Source organism: Pedobacter terrae (genome assembly GCF_900100705.1).
GTDB lineage: Bacteria > Bacteroidota > Bacteroidia > Sphingobacteriales > Sphingobacteriaceae > Pedobacter > Pedobacter terrae.
Map to the genome: position 1 here is coordinate 74,149 of NZ_FNCH01000002.1, position 18,941 is coordinate 93,089.

13 protein-coding genes are annotated in these 18,941 nt (G+C 38.2%); all 13 read right to left on the reverse strand.

Translation table 11 applies throughout. The annotated features are described in order from the left end of the window. Window positions 1-86: 86 nt before the first annotated feature. The 13 genes from BLR60_RS03495 to BLR60_RS03555 all read right to left on the reverse strand — a co-directional run bounded on the left by BLR60_RS03495 (window position 87) and on the right by BLR60_RS03555 (window position 18,659). Entirely contained in the window at window positions 87-824 is a 738-nt protein-coding gene (locus BLR60_RS03495) for a hypothetical protein (protein WP_090496852.1), read from the reverse strand. 14 nt (window positions 825-838) lie between these two features. Beyond that, window positions 839-2,284 carry a Tox-REase-5 domain-containing protein gene (locus tag BLR60_RS03500; RefSeq protein WP_090496854.1) on the reverse strand — a complete coding sequence of 482 codons (1,446 nt, stop codon included), beginning with the start codon at window positions 2,282-2,284 and terminating at the stop codon, window positions 839-841. A 6-nt stretch (window positions 2,285-2,290) separates the two neighbouring features. Continuing rightward, a complete protein-coding gene (locus BLR60_RS03505; RefSeq protein ID WP_143009017.1) occupies window positions 2,291-3,151 on the reverse strand; it encodes a hypothetical protein in 861 nt (286 codons plus the stop codon). 107 nt (window positions 3,152-3,258) lie between these two features. Beyond that, window positions 3,259-5,037 carry a type VI secretion system Vgr family protein gene (locus BLR60_RS03510; RefSeq protein WP_090496858.1) on the reverse strand — a complete coding sequence of 593 codons (1,779 nt, stop codon included), beginning with the start codon at window positions 5,035-5,037 and terminating at the stop codon, window positions 3,259-3,261. Between the two features lie 22 nt (window positions 5,038-5,059). Beyond that, complete coding sequence (locus tag BLR60_RS03515; RefSeq protein ID WP_090496860.1) at window positions 5,060-5,905, reverse strand: hypothetical protein; 846 nt, start codon at window positions 5,903-5,905, stop codon at window positions 5,060-5,062. A gap of 1 nt (window position 5,906) precedes the next feature. Next, window positions 5,907-6,626 carry a hypothetical protein gene (locus BLR60_RS03520; protein WP_090496862.1) on the reverse strand — a complete coding sequence of 240 codons (720 nt, stop codon included), beginning with the start codon at window positions 6,624-6,626 and terminating at the stop codon, window positions 5,907-5,909. Window positions 6,627-6,712: 86 nt separating this feature from the next. Beyond that, a complete protein-coding gene (gene tssD, locus BLR60_RS03525) occupies window positions 6,713-7,108 on the reverse strand; it encodes a type VI secretion system tube protein TssD (protein WP_090496864.1) in 396 nt (131 codons plus the stop codon). Window positions 7,109-7,251: 143 nt separating this feature from the next. After that, entirely contained in the window at window positions 7,252-7,647 is a 396-nt protein-coding gene (gene tssD, locus BLR60_RS03530) for a type VI secretion system tube protein TssD (RefSeq protein ID WP_090496868.1), read from the reverse strand. Between the two features lie 347 nt (window positions 7,648-7,994). Beyond that, the gene (locus tag BLR60_RS03535) at window positions 7,995-10,421 is read right to left on the reverse strand and encodes a GAF domain-containing protein (RefSeq protein WP_143009018.1); all 2,427 of its coding nucleotides are present in this window, start codon (window positions 10,419-10,421) and stop codon (window positions 7,995-7,997) included. A gap of 141 nt (window positions 10,422-10,562) precedes the next feature. Beyond that, the gene (locus BLR60_RS03540) at window positions 10,563-14,177 is read right to left on the reverse strand and encodes a BamA/TamA family outer membrane protein (RefSeq protein WP_090496872.1); all 3,615 of its coding nucleotides are present in this window, start codon (window positions 14,175-14,177) and stop codon (window positions 10,563-10,565) included. Window positions 14,178-14,352: 175 nt separating this feature from the next. Further along, window positions 14,353-15,267: an SdiA-regulated domain-containing protein gene (locus tag BLR60_RS03545; protein ID WP_090496874.1), complete on the reverse strand. Its 915-nt coding sequence runs from the start codon at window positions 15,265-15,267 to the stop codon at window positions 14,353-14,355. Window positions 15,268-15,408: 141 nt separating this feature from the next. Beyond that, window positions 15,409-17,448 (reverse strand): polyphosphate kinase 1, encoded by a 2,040-nt coding sequence (ppk1, locus tag BLR60_RS03550; RefSeq protein WP_090496876.1) that lies wholly within the window; start codon window positions 17,446-17,448, stop codon window positions 15,409-15,411. Further along, window positions 17,448-18,659 (reverse strand): Pycsar system effector family protein, encoded by a 1,212-nt coding sequence (locus BLR60_RS03555; RefSeq protein ID WP_090496879.1) that lies wholly within the window; start codon window positions 18,657-18,659, stop codon window positions 17,448-17,450. The genes ppk1 and BLR60_RS03555 overlap by 1 nt, the downstream gene beginning before the upstream one ends. Between the last annotated feature and the right edge of the window lie 282 nt (window positions 18,660-18,941).

An 18,941-nucleotide genomic window follows, 5' to 3' on the forward strand; every position in this document is an offset into this window, starting at 1 on the left:
GAAACCTATATTATTTTCTGCTTTGAATTATTAAACCTCAAAATTTAAACCTGACTTATCTTCCAACAATTTGCGTTTACATTGATTCACCAGTTCTTCTTCTGGTTTACTTCTAAAAAATCTCTAATTTCTATTGCTTTATTAACATATTCAATATCATTTGAATCAGGACAGTTTTCTTTTAATACTAATATAACACCGTTTGAGGTAAACTCCTTTACAACATCTACTGAAATCTCTTTTATTTTGAGACTATCCTTAATATAGGTGATCCATCCAATAGGAGGATCAAAATCTTTTTTATTTACTTTGTGAAAAAAGGGTTTTGTTAATATAGTGCCGTCAATAGGTTGTAGGATTGTTTGCAAATGTTTCAACAATGCTATAGCAAATTGGCTATTTATAAATTCTTCTATTCTTTCAGACGGAAACTCAAATATAAAAAATGAAGATCTTGAACTTGATGTAGGTGAGACATCAATAGAAATATTAGCATTAGATTCAACCATGCTATTCGGAGTATAGTAGGTTCTAAAACCAAATGGACTAATAGAGTGATCATGTAAATCTTTATCTTCTGAATTTGGATTTATATAAGCTATGTTCTCGTCGTTAATTAGCTGAAATACTTTGTTGTGAAAATCTTCAAAATCATTTGAAAAATAAACCGCGGAATTTGTTTGCAAATTCCAGCTTCCAAAATCAGAAAAATAACTATCAAAATTCATTAGAGATTTTAAGATATTTTTACAAAAATTGATGTATTGATCTGCGGTTAGATCCGCCTTATCAAATCTTAATCTCAGCATAACTTTTTCTTTCATGTAGCGTAAGTCTTTTATTTAGGTGTTACAATCACGTCTATATTTATTCCTTCTTCAGCAAAAATTTCTCTTAACTGCGATGCTTTTTCTTCTGTTGGAACATGGTATTCTAATTTACTTCCTGCATCACTTGCAATATCAGCATCTATCTTTGCATGATTAATTTCTGACTGCCTTGCTGCTTTTTCCCATGGTTTATTCCCTGAAGGAGGCCATTTATCCCAATCCTTTGCATCTTTTAACGTATTAGTTTCAGGGTCATAACCATCAAATTTTTTCTCTCCACTCTTCATCTTATCAGTTTTCACTACATATTCCGTGTCTTTTGGTGCTCCGGTAACCTTTTCTTGATATGCAGCGCCTTTTTGAGGTGTAGAACGGGTTTCCCATGTTCCTGGTCCACCGTCTGATTGCCCATTTTTAAATGAAGGTTTTTTAGCTTCATAAGCTTTCCCATCTTTGCCTTTAGCAGGGGCTTCTTCTGCTGGCTTTGCATTCTCTACTGGTTTAACCTCTTCTTCTTTTGGTTTTGCCTGTTCTTCTTTAGGCGCTACAGGTTCCTCTTTATTACCACCAACAGGTTCTTCTTTTGGTGGTGTACCAGGTTTTGCACCAGGCACCCGTAAATTTAAGAAATAAAGTAACAACATGGCATCCATGGGTTCGGCACTTCCGCTGGCTATTCTTTTTATACTTCCATATTCAGGGAAAGCGGCATTACTAAAAGCGGCATCACGTTCTTCTACATTGTTGATATCGATTTGTCCGAGTGCTTGCTGATTGGAAACGGCATTTGCGCCAAAATATAATCGGGCAGCCATACCCCAACCAGTTATGGAACCTAAAAGATTTGTACCTACACTGGCTAAGGTAGGTAAAGCCAGTGCAGCAGAACCCGATAATACTGCACCTCCCAAGCCAATTAGTGCACCACCAAGTGCGCCTAAAATTACGGTTTCGCCAAAATTGCCAATCCCTACCCGCAAGGCATCCCACCAGTTTTTTACATTGGGTGCATGCACAATTTTTGAGCCAAACACCGGGCATTCCATCGTACTTCCGGTAGTAAGTGTTTTTTGGCTACCAATCATTAAATTAGTTTTATCGCCCAGCCAGGTCCGCGCAATGGCAGCTTTCTGCCCGCAAACTAAACCGCCAACAATACTCCCAAAAGCCGCACCTGCTGCTCCGGCGGCGGCACCTACTGCAACCAGAACACCCAAGGCTGCGCCACCGGTTGCCACAATTAATACTGCAATGACAGCTGCAATAAGGGCCATAATAAGCATAACCCATTTGCATACAAAATCGCCCATTGAGGCCGTTGCTGTATCGCTTTTAATCAGATATTTCTTACTATCTTTCTGCTCGGCAATTCGTTGTATGCTCTGCATCTGGGCGGGCATAATACCGCCCGTGCACATCCAGTAATCTTCTTCTGTGGCAATTTTATTTCCCATAGCAAATTAATCTAAAAGGCTAAACCTTCCTTTTTCATTCGTTTGTTCAGCCGATTTTTCTGTATGTTTGATTGGCTCTGCTTCCTGTTCCACTTCCTGGTTATCGGCCATAATCTCGTAAACCATTTTTGCCTTTAAAAACTCAGGGTGTATAATTTCTTCTTTCGTCACCAAGCCATTTAAAACCCTTCCGCTTGTATAATCGATCTGGTAGCTCGCCTCATCTTTAACCTGGGGTTTATGTCCGGCAATTTCAGTTATCGGAAAGCTGCCATAGGCATTTTTGATCCAGGCCTTATCAAAATTTTCAGTAGCATGGCCAACAATACTGATGTTTGCTTTCCCTCCTATTGGCGGTAATGGTTTTTCGGCACTTACCGCATAACTCCAACTGATGTTTTCCTGTGCAAAAAGGCTTTTTTTTCTGATATTTCTGCCACCCGGCAAGTTTAACCCTAACCAGGCGTTAAATAAAACCTCAAAAAACTCGTTACCTTTAACAGCTGCTGTAATGTTATCCGGATTGTTAAAAAGCTCATCATTTAAATCGATTATGCCTTTCATATTATCGTGCTTGGTTTGAATGGCTTCCATTTCAGACTTTACCTGTGACCATTTACGCTGTATTTCTGATATGTTTTTAACTTCAATCAGTTTACCATCTTTACCAACTAGCATATTTAACTCACTATACATCCTTTTAAAAGCATTATTAAATGCATTTAAATCGCGCATATTAGGGTTATTACTTTCTTTCAAAACGTTATCCAAACTCAGCAGTTCAATCTGGTAGCCTTCATCTGTTATTTTTAAAACACGAATATCCCACCTAAATTCCGTAATGGTTTTAACAACAAGGCTGCTCATCACTATCTCCGAAGTTTGTGTTACCAGATATCTTTCATTAAAGCATCTGTTTATTTGAATTTTTTTATGCGTGTTTTCAGCTGAATTCCAAAACATATTTTCCAAGTTTAGTTGATGAAGACATCCCCGCCATCGATTGTAGTTGCACCACCAGTGACATGATTGGTTCCTGTTATTGTATTGCTAGATCCCGTAATGATATTGGTTGTAGATGTAATCTTCATATCCTGTGTATTTACATTGGTCTCTTTACCATTGATATCAATCTTACTTGATTTAGCTCCATCCTTTTGCGAAATCTCGATCTTATCAGCATGGATTAAAATTTGGTCTTTCTCGAGCGTGATAGAAGAAGAACCATTGGTAAGCACTACGGTTTGGGTAGAGGTTACTGTTACTTTGTTATTGCCATCTACTATAATATGGTTGCCGCCTGTTTTATCTTTAATGGTGATGCCACCTCCATCGTTCAACTGAACTGTATGCCCACTTTTTGAGGTTAAACTTTTGCTATTATTGCTTGCGCTTCCGCCACTTCCACTTTTGCCATGAAATACAGAGCCTAAAACAATTGGCCGTGCAATGTTGCCTTCTTCAAAAGTTAAAGCTACCTGGTCGCCGATCTCTGGAATAAATACAAACCCCCTGTTTTTGCTCACTTTATCGCTACTTCCGGCGTCTGGAGTTATAACCCGCAGCCACTCCGTAACATCATTGGTTTTACATTCCCATTTTAATTTTACCTTAATGCGGCCCTGTCCTTGCGGATCTGCATTATCAACAACATCGGCCAATTGCATATCAGGACTTGGTTTCGTGTAGTTTTTTACGGAAAGCCTTTCTGTTTTAGCTACTACCCCTTCGAAAGTATTGTAATATTTTCCAGTGCCATCAATATCATGATGAATAGTAGTAATGAGAAATTTACCCAGACTCTCGATAGAAAAGGAAAGTTCCTTTCTGATACTCATTGTAATTTCTGCAATACCGCCAATACTCAAAGCAGCATTATCGCCACTGGCATTAACTTTTAACAGATTGCTAATGTGTGCTTTTTCTTCATTCTGCACATGACTTTTAATATCGTTGTTATTATCAACACGGATAAGCGCAGGTTGGTTAAAAGTTTTGCTGTACATCGCGTTTGATACCTGTATAGCATGTGCCAGATCAGGTGATCCATCACTTGCCCCACTGCTTTCGCTCTGTAACATTTCATCTTGCTTAGGATTATAAGCAAAACGCTTGTTTTTGATCGGCGCAATTTCCATCGCGTACTGCAGGTTTTGTACATCCCTGCCATAAACTAAGGCGACTTCTTTCTGATCGTCCGGTTTACCAAAATTCAATTGCTTACCATCATAATAAAACCATTCATGGTATTCACCAGAAAGTCTGTTCAGAAAATCGAAATCACTTTCGCGATATTGAATCAGATAGTCAATAGGTTCCTTTCTGGCTGCGTTGGTTACGATTTTAATATCATTCGAAGGAACATCGGAAGTGGCAAGACTTACAATAGTATTTAAATCTTTATCTAGATAAGACCCAAGGTCTGGTCCTCTGTCGATCAAAATCGTAGGACTGTAACCGCTTACAATCAGTATACCATGGTAGCCATGACTCTGCGCCAGTTCTACTTTAGTAACCAAACCGGAAAACTCCTGTAAGCCCCCGGCATCATAACCAAAAGAAGCAGTGATGGTTTTGCCTACAAAATCGCGGCTATCGTCTAAGCTGATCATTCCAGGCAACCCCATCTGATCGTGGTTAAACCGCAACTCGAAATAATGATGGGCATTAAAAGCCTGCTTTAAACTGAAAGAGGCAAAATGGGTAATGGCCTTATCTTCTATATTGATTTCGGTGATTAATTTCTTTTCCATATCAACTTATAATCATTTGTGCCTACTTGAATATTCCATCACGAAAGGTTAAAACGCTTCTCTTTCCGGTGAGCACAGAACCGTTTTTTGTTTCATTTATCTCTGGATAGCTAATGGTTTTATCTTTAGCATTATAGTTTATGGCCAATTTTGCTAATAATTTTTCTTTATCCTGATCTTCTTCAAGTTCTGCAGCGGCGAATAACTGTGTTTTAACCGCTTTGCCTATTTTGAACAATGCTTTATTGATGCTAAATTTTGCATGATCGATCACCAGGGTATGACTTACGGTATAAGGTTCGGTTCCACTCATTTGTCCGTAGCCGGTAAAGAGATATGTTTTTTGAGGTGATGTATTTAAATTATAAATGTGATCGAAAAACGGTGTAGGGCTGCCATCATCATCTTTATCCTGATAAAGACTGTTAAACGAAAGGGCAGTTATTTCATTATTTTCGTCCTTATACTGCACAATATTTTGCACATGCCACATAGAACCCGAATAGGGAGAAAGCCAATAAAATACCCTGAGTTTACCATCATCTGCAGTTAATACTTGGATATCGTATTTCTTTAAATTGGTATAGTTGGTTTCAAATGCCTCTGGTTCTTTTAAGACTTCAATAAACGCATTTATAAAAATCTGCTCAGCTTCTGTATTGCCATCATTTCTATAACTTTCAGCTGAAGCCACCATCCGGGCAGCCAGTTTTTCGAGCGTATCTATTTTGACAGGAACGGAATCTAATTTTTGATGTGTAAGCTTAGCCGAATCATTGACTTTTGCAAGCTGCTGCTTACCATGCTTTGCCCCGCAAGAAAATAGCAAGAAAGCTAAAGAAGAAAATAAAATGCCTATTGCTTTCATACTATTGCCTGGGTATGTTAATGATTCCTCTATTTTCCATTGCTTTTAAAATAACCGCGGTTCCGATCTGCTTATTTACATAATCGAGACTGAAAACATGATCTCTCGGGAAACCTCCTTTAGTGTACAGGTTAGAACCACCCCACAGGTATGGCGAATTGATCTTATTATTTTGGTAAGCTTTGGCTATACCATTATATTGCTCTAAACGCAGTAAAACTTTAGGTAATGACCAAACAGTTTCTTTATCCAAACCACGTAACTTTAAGGCATCAACAGCACTTTCTTCAAAGGTAAACGGTGGGCCATGGCCAATTTTTGGCCTATTTGCGGGATGCTGCCGGGTAAAACCACTTAATGGATCGCCATTGTGCAGGTGTTTGGTAAAATCGGAATTGCTTTCTCTGTAATGCACGCAGGCAATAAAATACCATGGTATACCGCTGGTTTCTGAAAAAAGACCTGTATCTGAAAATGATCTGCTGAAAAAACTATTTGCAATTTTTGGATTCTTTTCAAGTAAGCTATTTTGTGGCTCGGTAAAAAAGCAGGCACTGCGATAAGTATATTCGGTTAAATTAAGCAACTTATTTCTAATCGCCTGATATCGTGATTTATTGCTTAATATTTTATTGTCAATAATCCGGTTGATCTCTGCAGATTTTAACGGAGAAATTGTACAATTGTTAAACAGGTTTAGGTATTCCAAATTGGTAGCCATAGGTAGCTCTTTTGATCACATCCCAAAAACAAAAAATCGTTATCAGCACCAGCCTGGCCAGTAACCGATAACGATTTTAGATCTAATTACGCTTTAGGCCAGTCGTTTTCGTGCTCGGCGTTGCCTAGTTTTAGCTTACGTGCCGATACCACAAAACTTAAAGTCATCGGTGTATTGTCGTTTACGGCAATACCTTCGTTATATTGGATAATGTAGCCATCTTCGAAAGACAGTTCTTTCATTTTTGCATCTTCTTCGCCTTTTTTGAAAACCAATGTTCCGGAAAGTGGCTTGTACTGGTTGTTAACCATCGATTCGATTACCGAAGTATCTTCTGTAGATTCGATTTCGATGTTGATGGTACCACCATACACACCTGAAGATGGACGGCCTTTTGCGTCAACATCTCTATTTAATGAAAAGCTGCACTGTAGTACATCAAATTCTTTTGATCCTAAGTTTAAACGGGTTTTGAATGCCATTGTAGTAAAAATTAAAGGTTTTTAAATGAATGAATTGCGCTGAGCGGTTGGCCTGGAGAGCATGGAGCGGATCGCATGGGTTTGGCGTATGGCGTTAAGCGTTTTGACCTTCCACCCTCTACCTTCCTACCCTCAACCTTAAGCTAGGCTTTCGGCCAATCGTTAAGGTGCTCTGCGTTTCCTAATTTTAGTTTTCTAGCTGAAATCTGGAACTTAAGCGTCATTGGGTGATCGCCCACAATGTTGATCCCTTCGGAATATTTAACAATGTAGCCATCTTCGAAATGAACTTCTTTCATTTTGGCATCTTCCTCTGTTTTCTTGATCAGAAGGGTTCCTGTAATAGGTTTGTACTGGTTGTTTACCATCGCCTCGATAATTGAGGTGTCTTCAGTTGATTCGATCTCAATGTCGATGGTACCGCCATAAACTCCGGAAGAAGGTCTTCCTTTTGCATCTACATCGCGGTTTAACGCATAGGCACAGTGAAGTACATCGTACTCCTTGCCCGAAAAATTTAATCTAGCTTTGAAAGCCATAGTTTTAAAATTTAAAGGTTAAAAAATTGATTATCAGTAGACTCCGCTACAATATCACTTAACCAAAGATCAGGCCAATAATTCATACCACACTCATAATGAATGGATAACAACATTCAAAAATGGTTCAGAAAGCTTAATTGCGAATTAGAAAGGGCATTTTAGTGAAAATAAAAATGTTGAAAAATTTTATATACATTACCATAATACAAAAGTAATTACATAAAAGCATACAAAAATGTGTATTAATTCTACAAAATGATACATTTATCGCCAATGCATCCTGGAATAATTGCAAAAAAAAATCCTCCAATAGTTTGGAGGATTTGTATGTATTTAAACACAGGCTAATGCTGTAATACTTTAGCAATTTCCTTTTCGATAGACTTAATCTCTTTAGGTTTAAGTTTTTTAGCAGCATCTGTTTTGGATACGACTTTATTCTCTGTGTACTTAACCCCTACTCTTAGCGCTTTTAAACCTGATACACCTTGAAGTTCATCTAGTTCTAGCTGTTCTAAATCATCATTTAAATAACCTTGAACCTGCATGTATTTAATGTATTCAATATACTCTTTGGCCTCTTCAGGGTTAAAATAAACCATAGCAATTTTATGGGGCTGCGTTAAACGCTCTGTAGTACCTTTTATCAGCACCTTATCAATCCGCTTTTTAACTACTTCGTAACGGATGTTGTAAGCGCCCTCTACATCAAAACGACGCTCATCGTTTCTAAAACTAATGTCAATAGCGTTCGAATGGATAAAAATTAACTGCGTAGTTTCCAGTGCACATGGCATTTCAGCAATTAAACTTTTAGATAATCGGGCGATATCAACCATTGAGGTAAGCTGCCACAAACGGATATTCTTCAGATAAAGTAGATCAAACGGTTTTTCTGGTGCAATATCCTGGCCGATGTAAATATCATACTCTACCCCATCTGTTCTGAACTTGGCAAAATAGCAAGGATATGACGCCTGCAACTTAGATTGCGATTTCTCCAGGTATTGGCTTACTTCGGTATTGATCAGCTGCATAGAAACTTCAAGTTGTCTGCGGTTTTCGAATGCGGCACCGGTGTCCGGCACGACTACTTCAAAATACTGATCAATTATATCTGCTGTTTTAGGATGATTTGCTTTGATGATAGAGAGGAAAGGATAAACCTCAACCTCCAAAAATTCGTTCAACTGACTTTCTTCATTGGACGAAGCAAAATCACCTATTCTTTTAATCCAATCTTTACAGTTAAAAATCAGCTTATCGATAAGCTCTAAAGAAACATTTTTGCTGATAAACTTTAAAGTATCAATTAGCGCATTCAATTGAACTTCCATATCGTTTTTCAAGGCACGGTTACGCTCGGTAGTGGAGTTGCGGATATCAATCGCGCCAAAAAGCGGATACAAATGCTTAAAAGTAATGGTTTCGATTTCTTTTAACTTATGATAACCATTATTCTGCTGCAGGAAATGCCAAACAGCTTCATTAAACTTCCATTGAACGGAAGGTTGCAAAGCCGTAAACTTATCCATCAATATTTCGTCCATCCTGGCATTAAACTCTTCAATACTGTATTGGAAAAGCTGACCAATCAACGGCATAGCTGGACGTAACCTTGATAACAACTTATCGTCAACGGCTACTTCTTCCTTAGAATATACTTCCAGCACGCCCGCCAATTCTTTATTATAATAAACAGGCAGTATCGAATAAGAGCTAACGCCTGCGGCTTTTAAAACCCTTAAAAAAGGATCTTTTTCTATTTGTTCTTCTTTTATAGCACTTACAAAAATGGAACGTGGATTTTCCTTATATTTATCAACCAGGGCATAAAAAACCTCTTCTTCTAAATTGGAAGCCTTTGCCGAATTGATTAACATGCTCTGAGAAAATTCACGGTTATCAAATACCAGCTTATTGTTTACCGTTAAAAAAGGCATTAAGCCAAATTCCAACTTACTGTTGCCACTCAATGTCTTCAGCGCATGTATAACATGGCTGTAAGCTTCGGTTTGGTAATTATGATCAACAAGTGCTCCGCGAATACCTTCAATAGAGTGCTGTAACGTTACATCAGTAATGGAAATGATGCTAAAACCTTCAAAATGAAAATCACTTAACGGAAGGTTTTCTACCAGGTACTCTAATTCGGTTTCTTCCTGAAAATGTTTACTTAAAGCTTCAAAATTAAGTTCGGGCAAATCGCCCTTATGCATAATTTCTACAAACTTGGTATCAGTCTGAATATTATAATACTGCGTTAGTTTAGTTTCCTGATTAATGTGTGCATAAATGATCTCATTTTTCAGTACTGACGTAAAATTATAAAAACGGCCCAGAATAATATTGTAGATAAACTTAAGCTGTTTTTTCTCAACAGGTTCATTATCTTTAGTTACTTTATTTTTAGGATCATGATCCTTAAAAAATTTATAGAATGCATTGGTGCTAAAGAAAATCTGATCTGGTATTGGTGTACTTAACGCCCAAAACAAATCATCTTCATTATCCATTAAAGGTGTTAGAATAGTAAAAATTAATTCTAAAGTATCTTTATATTGAGATAAATCCTCTGCGCTGATGTTGCCAAGCAATACATCATCTTTTTCAATTTTCTGAAGTAAAAACCTGTAAAACTCAGACTTTACCGATTTTTCTGTTTTCAACCTGCCTTTTAAATACTCCACAAGGGGGCGGAAAGACAGAGACGAATCTACCTGGCAATGTATACATTCGTTTTTATGTATCTGTATGACATTGGTATTCATTGTATAAGTTTTGCTATAGGGTAAAAATTATAATTATCTAATGTGTTACTAATCAACTACAAAGATAGCTACTACCCATATGTTGTTAGTCTGCTGAACGTAAATACTTCGGTAAAACATCCATAACAGTGTCATACAAATTTAATACCTAAAATTGATTGATACGTACGGATACCACCCATCTGTTGAGTGTCCCATCACAAATCGTACAACTGTGAGTGATGCGGGCGCAAAATAAACCCCACCTCCTACGCCGTGGTGCCATATTGTTGATTTCTCGTCACGTTTCCAAACCCTGCCAACATCGTAAAAACCGAGCAAGCCAACTTGTCCTGGCAAAATGTAACTTACCAAATCGCCAAGTTTTGCCCTTAGTTCTAAGTTATTGTAAAACATATGTTCGCCAGCAAACCGGAACTGCCGATACCCTAAAAGATTGCCTTGTCCGCCTAAAAACAAGGCCTGGTAAAAGGCAGGTTTACCTACTGTTACTCCTCCACCGAAACGCTCGGCCAAAATGAAGTTTTTTCTGCCATCCAGATTTTTATATAATGCTATACTCGCTGTAAACTGTCCATAAGAGTTAGAATACTTATTTACGCCTTTGTAGCCCAAAAGTTTAAAATCTACAAAGCTACCTAAGGTTGGTAGGAGATCATTATCGCGGGTATTGTTCGTAAAGTTTACAAATGCACCGGCAAACATTTTTTCATTTCTAACGGTAAGTGAATCGGAAGAATGCAATAGTGACGGATTTTCGATGAAACGCCCGTCGTTATCTTCCTGATTATATTTATAATATTGATATGAAGGACCAACGCTGAAAGTAGATTTAGGGCGGCGCCAGCGGATGGCAGCATCTACCTGGTATAGATTAAAGCGTGCGCGGTAATACCTAATATTATCGTCATCATCGCCATGTTCATCAAAACGGGTTTCATTACCTAAACCAAAGAAATTCTGGGTGTTATTTGGGGCGAACGCATCTGCTTTCAACACAAAATCGCCCTTACCTAAAGCTTTTAACCACTCCCCTTTATAATTAAACCTGAAAGCCTTTGTAGAGAATGAGTGCAGAAAAGAAATGGTTTGCGAATTGCCATAAGGTTGTTTTCTGAAACCTGGATTAGTTTGTTTGTAGATCAAGCCCAACAGAACACCATCATCCTGATTATAGCCGGCATTTAATAACCATGAGCTTCGACGGTACATATCTTTGGGGATATAGCTGAAATTTGAAGTATCATTAGAGATTATTTTCCTGATTTTATCCTGGTCGTTACCGAGGTAAGTTGCTTTGTTTGTCCGCCCGTAAAGCTTAACGCTAGCATTGCTGTTGGCAAAATCGTAAACTTTATTGCCTTTACCTCCTATAATCCGCAATTTAATATTCGAATCTTTATTATCCAGCATCAGGCTATCGTTACCATTGTGCATGTACACCCTGATCTCTTTGGTTACTTCCGGATCGAATTTCCGATCGAAAAGTTCATCTTTGATATTACCTTCTTTAGATATTTTATTGATTTTTACGCGTAGGCCCTTATTAGGGGCATCAGTGATCTGAATCAGTTCATTTTTATTGGTTACTTCTATATCTACAATACGGTTGAAGAAATGATAATACTGGTTCATTAATTTTGGCAATGTAGCGATCCGGTTGCGCATTTGTGCCATAAAGGCATCGTGATGTAAAGAATAACTCGGCTGAGGAAGTTTTTTCAACGCTTTTTCAAAAACAGCATCATTATAATTTGCGCAGAAATCCTTTACAATTTTATCGAATTCCTCTTCATCTATATTAGCAGTCCAACGGCTGCTGATTTCTCTTCCTTCCCATAAAAACCAATTGATATCTTTTATGCCTCGCTCATAGCCCTGCATCATTGGCAATAAGGAAGAAGATTGTGTGTAACGTTGTAAAAGGCCGTCAGATCTGAAAAATACCTGATCCCGATCTCTTGGCACCGGCGAATAAACCGAGCCATCTTTCGTTTTCGTCTCTTTCCAGCGCCACTGGTCTTCGTGCCTGTCCCAATCGCCCAATAACACATCAAATGCCCTTGCTCTTACCCAGGCAGGCCCGTCTAATCTGTTGTCGTTATCTTCCGTTAGCTTTTTATCCATTTTTGGAGAACTGTCTGATTCTCCTGTTGGTTCCCTTTCTTCGAACAAACACAACGTATTGGCAAAAGCCGGTTCAAATTCGCCCAGGTTATCATCTGGAGAAACCCAGCCTATAATCGGGTTGCTGTGTGCAATGCCGCCAGCTTCAGCCAGTTCTGGAACTACGAGCGCTGAAAAAGGATGTTGCGCCGACATATTATCCTTTAGAATATCTTTGGCAAATGTTTCGCGCAGTGCCGCCGGCAACAATACTTCTGGAAATTTTTCTACGCTCCGCAGTACATATTCTTTACCATTTTTATCTTCTAAACGCAAAGAACGCGATTGGTTACCTCCACCACGTTTGGTTGCTTTTAAGCCGCCCATCATCTGAGAAATGTGCAGTACAGGTACTTTTGTTTTTGCAGCATATTCTTTACGGTAATTTTCGCCAAAAACTACGCGGTGAAAACGACCAACACTATCATACTCTGGCTTTACGCGCACGAAAATACTGTCAGCTGTAATTGGCTTATCTCTGTTTCTTAATTTTTTTGGAATGGTTTCGAACTTTTTAATGTAACTGTAAACTTTTTTAACACTCGTGTCTGAATAAATATAATATTCATAACGCATATCGTTGTTTTTCAGTTGATCAGCCACCACATAACCCTGCTGCATTTCATGAAATAGTGAGTTTTTACCTTCCTTATTTGGCGATACTTTTGATCCTGAACCACTGATAATCTGCAATTGCTTTCCTTTAATTAACTGCAGACCGTGTTCATGCCCGGCAACGTAGGTTACGTTTGGATAATCGCCAAATACACCAGTAACCGATTTGATCATATCTTTATAAGCAGGATGGTTTAAATCTTCAGGACTTAATAAGGTAGAACGTAATAACGGATAAACAGAACCTAAACCCGGTAAAGGGATGTAGAGGTTTTTATTTAAAGAGGTTAGTGGAAAAAGGTGATTTCTTAAGTTAAAATAACCACCATGAGGGCCGTAACTCTGAAAGGGATGGTGCGAAGCCAAGAGAATCACTTTATCTTTATTTTCAGCCAATAACTCATCCATTTTTACCAGCACCTCATCCTTGCTGTGGCAATCACAATCATCATTGGGGTTAGTTTTATTGTATGGAAATAACCACCATTCGCTATCGTAGGCAATAATGGTGAGTTTATCTGTTAATTTAATGGCTATAGGATCGGGGCAACCGTTATCGGGAATCAATTTCAACAAAGGATCGTTTTGTTCCCTTAGATAATCGCCCTGTGCTTTTATTTTGGCCAGGCCTTTTGGTCCGGATTTATCCCAATCATGGTTGCCGGGCATAAAATAAACCGCTGCACCCATTTTACGCATCGGTTCGAACTGCGAACGCAGAATTTTTTTGGTTTCCTCTTCTTCTAAACTTCCGGGCAGCCCCATGCCGGTAGGGTAAATATTATCACCCAGATATAACACGGTGGTTTTTTTGGGCAGGATCTGCTTTGCCGCGTTTTTTAAATCCTGCATTTGGGCCGGATTCATTTCGCCTGCATCGCCAAAAAGAATTACACGGTATTTTACATCATCCTGTGCAAAGGCAATGAAGTTGATTAATAATAAGATGGTAAAAAGGGTAAATCTTTTAATCATAGATCCGGCGTTTGGATAAAGGTAGTTATTTTAAAATTTAATTTTTTCATAGGGAATTTTCCATCTTGCGTTATGCTGATCCGGTGGCTATCGGATTTATTTCAGCATCTATACGGAAGGAAAGATCCTGAAATAAATTCAGGACGACGATCGCCTTAGGATACCAATACCAAATTTACTTCTTCAATTTGAACATCAAAATATTTCCTGCTGATAAACTTCCCCCCTCATTAGAAATATAAAGGTTATTATCGCGGTCGAAAGCGATGCCTTCTGGCTGGTTAAATAAGCCTGGATCTAATGGGCAGGTTGTTTTTACTTTAAAATCAGCATCTGTAATGACCAACAATTTATTTATTGATGAAAGGACATACCACTCGTTAGTTTTTGGATTTTTAGCCAACGCAGATGGACGGAACCTTGATTTTGAGCCTCCGGATTCTTTTTGGATTGCTTTATGCGAGAGGCTAAATTCTCCGGCTGCTGTTAACGAAGCATCGTCAGCCACTTTAAAACCATAAATACTGGATGCTTTTGCTTTAGAATCGGGTTTGCTATCTTTAGTCAGCACATAAATCATGTTATTTTTTTCGTCTGCTGCCAGACCTTCGTATTCGGCTTTGGGTACCAGATCTTTGGTTTTGATGACGTTCGCAGCTTCTGGCTTGCCTAATTCAGTCATTGGGAAAGTGTGTAGCTCGCCATTGCTTTTTAATACAATAAAATAATTTTTGATGATGGTTACATCTTCATAATCGCCTTTGCCTCCAAATTTGGTAAATTTTGATTCTTTATCGCCCAAGCCCAAATGGAACAAATCGCCATCTTCATCCTGGATGGCAAATACTTCCTTAGGATCGCCATTATGGAATACAATACCTGAAATTTCAAAAAGATTTTGCGGCATGTTATATTTTACCGGCTTTGACAAATCATAAGGAAAATCGGATTTTGCTGCTCCGCTTATTGATGTTGCTGTGCTGGTTGAATCCTTTTGTTTGTCCTCTCGGTTACTGTTAACGCAGGAAACGCTAAAAAAAGCTGAGGCAATTAAAAGACCTGAGGCCAAAAGAGTTTTATTGTATTTCATAAGGGTAGAAATTTAATGTTAATAACTGTTTTTATTTATCGCCGTTTCCCGCGCAGGCGGGAATCGTAATGCAATATGTTTAAGATTCCCATCCGATAGCTATCGGATCAAGTTGGGAATGACGATCGTACCAAGTTGTATTTAACCTTTTTTCAATAATTCGTAAATAGCATGTTGCGAAGAAACTAACTTCTGGCCCACTTCAACTGGTATATTATCCATATTTTCATCTATACAAACCGCCTGCACGTTATCTTGTTTCTGGATTTCGATAATATCCAATATTTCTTGTTTAATCTGTTCATTATAAATGGGAAAGCAAACTTCAATTCTTCGGTAAATGTTACGGTTCATCCAATCGGCAGAACCTAAATAAACATCATATTTTCCCAGGTTATTAAAAATAAAAACACGCCCGTGTTCGAGATAACGATCTATAATACGGGTAACTTTAATATTTTCGCTCATTCCTGCTACGCCTGGAATTAAACGGCAAATGCTCCGTACGATCATGTCGATCTTTACGCCAACCGATGATGCTTCGTAAAGTTTGTTAATTAAAACCTTCTCTTCGAGATTATTCATTTTAATGGTAATGCCTGATGGTTTACCTTGTTTGGCGTGTTCAATTTCTCTATCAATCAGGTTGAGGAAAACCTGTTGTAAATTAAACTGGGCCACCAGTAAATGATTAAATTTAACCAGATCGGAAGAAGTCGGCTTAACCCGCTTGGCCAGAAAAATAAAAAGTAATTCTACTTCCCGCAGCATTTCTTTATTGGCCGTCATTAAAATATGATCGGTATAAAAAGCAGCGGTGCTTTCATTAAAGTTTCCGGTAGCAAACAAACCAACGTAACGCATTCTGTTACCCATCTGGCGTTTTACCAGGGCTACTTTGGCATGAACTTTTAGCGCGGTTACACTATAAATAATATCAACGCCTACATCTTTCATTTTTTTTGCCCACTTGATGTTATTGGCTTCATCAAAACGGGCTTTCAGCTCAACCAGAACGGTCACTTTTTTACCGTTTTTTGCTGCGCTAATTAATGCATTCACAATTTTAGAATCGCTGGCTACACGATAAAGTGTAACATAGATTTCCCTCACTTCGGCATCAATGGCGGCTTCATTAAAAAAGCGCAACACGCTATCATAACTTTGGTAAGGTGTATGTACAATAATGTCGTTTTTATAAATGGCCTCAGTCAACGATCCATCAATCATGTCGGTATTACAAAGTTTTGGCCAGTTTTGATTAGATAATTTTGGTGAACTCACCGGAAAGCTCATAAAATCTTTCAGGTTATGGTATCGTCCACCTTCTATCCTATTCGTCTTTTTAAGGTTGAATAGTTTTTTAAGCAGTTCGAATACATTGGCTGGTATGCCCGGCTGATGAAGAAAACGTGTGGCCAGACCCAAATCGCGTTTTAACAATTGTTTTTCGAGCTGTTCTGATAAACTGCCGGTATATTCGTCTTTAAGGTCTAATTCGGCATCCCTGGTAATTTTGAAACTATAACATCCGGTTATCTCGTCGTGCGGAAAAACACGGTCTAAATGAAAATGCACAATATCATCCAGAAACACTACAAAGGTTTCATCTCCTGATTCTACCTTGTAAAAACGGGGCAACTGGCTGGAAGGGATATTTAAAATAACTACTTCTGCATTTTCTTTCTTTTTAAGTGTAATCAGAAAATACAGCTCATTGTTGGAAGGGAAAAAGTCAGAATCGGCATTCAGGTATACAGGCTGCAAAAAAGCCATTACCTGACTTAAAAAATATCGGGTGATACTTTTCTGAATGGCTGCCGGGAACGGCTCCCCGTACACTAAGTTTATCTTATTTTCTTTAAGCGTGGGAATAATGGCTGATTGAAGTACTTTGCCATATCGCTGTTGCTGATCGGAAATAATTTGATTAGCCGTAGTCAATAAATGATCATCGATTTTGATATCGTTATTTTCTTTGTTACTCAATTTCTCTAAAGCAAGTAATACGGGCATTCTTACCCGATAAAATTCATCCAGGTTGGAAGAGAATATGGATAAAAATTTAATCCGCTCTAACAGCGGAACGGTACTTCGTTCGGCTTCCATTAAAATACGTTCGTTAAACTTTAACCAGCTTAAATCCCGATTAAAAAAAGAGGTTTCCACTAGCTGTTCCATTAAAGTTTACCGTAAGCTGCGTAAGCAATTACAAATGCCAACACAGCTGCAATTAAACCAAACATGAAAATATTATAGGCCAGACGGATGAGTTTATATTTTCTACCCAACACTACACCTTGTGAGTATACGTCGGTAATTAATGTACCATATAAGAAATCTTTATCGTTCATTACCTTAATCATCCCATCGGTATAACTAGGTAAACTCATTTTATAAAAGTTGCCAAAAAATAACAGGTTTACCTTTTTCTTATCCATATCTTCCTGCGTAAATTCTCCTTTTGGAATAGATGGACGGGTTGATAAAATGGAAACAACTACGCAGGTTAAACTTACCATCAATAAAATAAAGGTGGGAATAATGAGGTTGCCATGATCTTCGAGTCGCCTTAACAATAAACTCACGATCAGGGAAAGCATAATCGAATTTACGGTAATAAGGATGTGTGCTTTGTTATCGGCCATATCGCTCAACCGTTGGTTATTGGCTGAGGTAATTCGAAACATCGTCTCAATCCCCTTATCTGGTTTGTTGTCTTTATCCTTCTTTTTATCTTTTACAATTACTGGTGCAAAGTTTTTCGGTTCTTCCAATTCGGTGCTGATTTCTTCCTGTGCAGTTAGTTTACTTTTGAGTTTTTCGATGTTTTTTTGTTTCTGGTCACTTAACAAAAGGGTCGCATAATCGGTATGGTAATGGTGCGATTCCATAAACTGGATATCTTTTTTGCGCCAATCTGATTTGCTGATGTCTTTTTTATAGATCCGTTCATTTTCTTTATGCATCAACTTCCCTTTCGCACGGAAATCGGCCTGACCTAAATGGAACAGATCTGCATCGCAAAGGATTTTATCAATTTCATTTTTAGGCTTCTGCGGAATTTTAGTGGCCAAAATGGCACTTTTAACCTGATCACGAATTTCCTGATTTACCTTATGACTGGCTAAAAAATCATCAGCCAATAGTGCTCCTTTTGCTTCGTGGTTTAGTGCATCTTCAAAATATCCGGTATCGTGAAAATAGGCGGCCACCATTACAGCAAAAAAATCCTGTTCGTTTAACTGGTAGTGATTGGCTATCTGCTGCGCAGCATTTACCACTCCTTTTGTGTGTTCCAGGTTGTGATAAACCAGGCGTGGATCGCTATGGGTATGGAAGTAACCGACAACATGCTTTTCTACATCTTCCAGCAGTTTTTTATAATTCATGAGCATATTGGGATTGTGATGATTTAATATGATGTAGGAAATGCATTTTCTAAAAAATTTTTAAACTGAAAATCTGGATAATATTTATTGAGATAAAATTAAGTTATTTTTTTAAAAACGATATAGATTTGCGCTAACAATAATAATGCCCGGTTTATTTTTACAATAGGATTAAAGCAGCCACATCAAAACCCGCTGTTTTAATTAAACCAAAAGTATTTCCCAGTCCTCAAGGTGTAGTGAAGGTAGGTTTCTTTAAACGTATTCGCTTGAAAGGCCATT